This is a genomic window from Novosphingobium rosa NBRC 15208 (assembly GCF_001598555.1).
In the GTDB taxonomy this organism is placed as follows: Bacteria; Pseudomonadota; Alphaproteobacteria; order Sphingomonadales; family Sphingomonadaceae; genus Novosphingobium; species Novosphingobium rosa.
In genome coordinates this window covers 1-2625 of sequence record NZ_BCZE01000159.1, presented here as the reverse complement: position 1 = coordinate 2625, position 2625 = coordinate 1, and the positions used below count along the sequence as shown (strand labels likewise).

Below are 2625 nucleotides of genomic sequence, written 5' to 3'. Positions count from 1 at the left end.
TGTACGTCGTAAAATTGTCTATCCTAAGGTGCCATAAGTCTCGCAAATGGAGGCAGGTTTTGAAATGACAGTTTCAGAAAAAATTTCTGCGAAATTCCAAGATTACGAGTCCTCAAATGGACGGTAAAGGCGAGATAGAACCAGGATATCAGAAATAATTAATGCCACCAATCGATCTTATATGAATCCTCCCCTCACTGTCATGAAGAGATCGCTGCGCGATGGATGGCGCCTTGTGGTTGTATAATTGGGGTTTTTATCAATAATTTTTATCTTGTGGATGGTGTATTTGGCGGCCGGGGCGCTGAGGTGGTGTCAATTGCAACCTCCAAGTATCACCAATATTTGGAGATCGCGCGGAATTCCTCGATAGCCTGCTGTGGGCCATTGCCCTCTTCGGCGTGGAGCAAGCAGTGATCGATGTGGTCGTTGATAAGCTCGCGCTTGGCGCTGGCGATGGCATTTTCCACCGCCAGAAGCTGCTGGGCGATCTCCACGCAGGAGCGCTGTTCCTCGATCATGGTCACGATGCTGCGCAGGTGACCGGCGGCCCGATTGATGCGCTGGACAATTTTGGGATGCGATGTGTGAACGTGATGGGCCATCTTTGCCTTGTTTCACAAGCTGCCGGCTGCGTCGAGATGGCTTGCGCGGCCCTTGGAAAATATCCCCCCGGGGGGGATGGACAGATATCCCCCGGGGGGGATATAGGGAGGCATGCTCGCTGTTCTTGCCAACCGCACCTATCGGCACCTGTTCCTGGCGCAGGTCATTGCGCTGGTGGGGACGGGGCTAGCCACCGTCGCGCTGGGCCTGCTGGCCTATGACATCGCCGGCGGGCAGGCGGGAGTCGTGCTGGGTACCGCGTTGGCCATCAAGATGGTGGCCTATATCGGCGTTGCGCCGATTGCCGGTGCCTTTGCCAACCGCGTGCCGCGCCGTGCGCTAATGGTGACCATGGATGCCCTGCGCGCCTGCGTCGCCCTGTGCTTGCCTTTCGTCACACAGGTCTGGCAGGTTTATGTGCTGATCTTTGTGCTGCAATCGGCATCGGCTGCCTTTACACCCACCTTTCAGGCTACGATTCCCGATGTTCTGCCTGAAGAGCAGGCTTACACCCGCGCCCTGTCACTCTCGCGCCTCGCCTATGACATGGAGAGCCTGACCAGCCCGATGCTGGCCGCCGCCCTGCTGACGGTGATAAGCTATCACTGGCTGTTTTCCGGCGCGGCGATCGGTTTTGCCGCTTCGGCGCTGCTGGTGGTCTCCACCGTGCTGCCCCGCAGCGCGCCAGCGAGCGATGAAGGTGGCATCTATGACAAGACGACTCGCGGCATCCGCATCTATCTGGCCACGCCGCGCCTGCGTGGGCTGCTGGCGCTGACGTTGGCCGCCGCGGCTGCCAGTTCGATGGTGATTGTCAACACGGTGGTCATCGTGCGGGGCCTTGGTCTTGGGCAAAGCGATGTCGCGCTGACGCTGGCGGCCTATGGCGGCGGTTCGATTACGGCGGCCCTGCTTCTGCCGCGCATTCTCGACCGCATTGCCGACCGTACCGTGATGCTGGTTGCCGCCGCCGGTATGGCGGCGATGCTGGCGATCATGGCTTTCATCACCGGAATCATGCAGCCGGGCGCGGCCTATTGGCATGTGCTGCTGGTGGGCTGGTTGCTGATGGGTATCACCTATTCGGCCAGCATCACGCCCTCGGGTCGGCTGCTGAAGCGTTCGGCCTCGGCTGGTGATCGCCCTGCGCTCTTCGCGGCGCAATTCGCGCTCAGCCATGTCTGCTGGCTGATCTGCTATCCGGTCGTGGGGCAGGTGGGCGCGCGCATTGGCATGGCGGCGGCGCTGGGCGCCATGGCGGCGTTTGCGGCGGTGGGCACGGTTGCCGCGCTCAGGCTCTGGCCCGCCCATGACCCGGAGGTTGTGCTGCACAGCCACGAGGATGTGCCCGAGGATGACGATCATCTCGCCGTCCACAAGGCGGGTGACCATCCTTTCATGATCGACAGGCGCCATCCGCGCTGGCCCGCAAAGCCATGAGCCGCACCGCCCCCCTCTTGCTGCCTGTCTGGCGAGGCCCTGGATTGCCCGGCATGGGGGCTTTGCGCTCATCCACGCTGTTTGGCATTCTGGCCCTGCTTGCGGTGCTGGGGATGGGGCTTGCCTCGGGCTGGCACAGCGCGACCTTCCATGACGATGATCCGGTGCATATCGCCTCGGGTGACCGGCATGATGCATCGCTTCACGATGCGTCCGGGCAGGACGATCCCGATGCTCCGATCCATGTCGCGGCCCATGCCTTCGGCCACTGGATGCTGACGCCGGTTTCTGCGGATCTTTTGTTTGCCACCCCACTGCTTGCCTTGCGCCATCTCCTGCCGATTGTCAGGCAATTGAGCGGCATTCGCGGTCCCGATCTTTTGCGGCCACCGGAACGTTGATCCTCGGGGCTGGCGCCCGTTCGTGCGCCATTCTTGCCGATGGGGCCGTGCTGCGCGCTCCTCCGGACCGGTGCGCGCCTGCGTGCCTTGCGCAATTCCTCCTCTAGGATCACGATCATGATCATTCCTGTCTACCGGCGGCGCGGTTACGCGCTGTCGGGCGCGCTTGCCGCGAGTC

The 2625-nt window shown here is 61.6% G+C and carries 3 protein-coding genes; 2 read left to right on the top strand and 1 reads right to left on the bottom strand.

The genetic code is table 11. The annotated features are described in order from the left end of the window. Window positions 1-335: 335 nt before the first annotated feature. Complete coding sequence (locus tag SR3_RS30130; RefSeq protein ID WP_068095091.1) at window positions 336-605, bottom strand: metal-sensing transcriptional repressor; 270 nt, start codon at window positions 603-605, stop codon at window positions 336-338. A gap of 112 nt (window positions 606-717) precedes the next feature. Between SR3_RS30130 and SR3_RS30125 the strand changes: the two genes are divergently transcribed. Both SR3_RS30125 and SR3_RS30120 read left to right on the top strand, forming a co-directional pair. Further along, a complete protein-coding gene (locus SR3_RS30125; protein WP_068095087.1) occupies window positions 718-2046 on the top strand; it encodes an MFS transporter in 1329 nt (442 codons plus the stop codon). Window positions 2047-2099: 53 nt separating this feature from the next. Next, a complete protein-coding gene (locus SR3_RS30120) occupies window positions 2100-2447 on the top strand; it encodes a hypothetical protein (protein ID WP_157099218.1) in 348 nt (115 codons plus the stop codon). Window positions 2448-2625 lie beyond the last annotated feature (178 nt).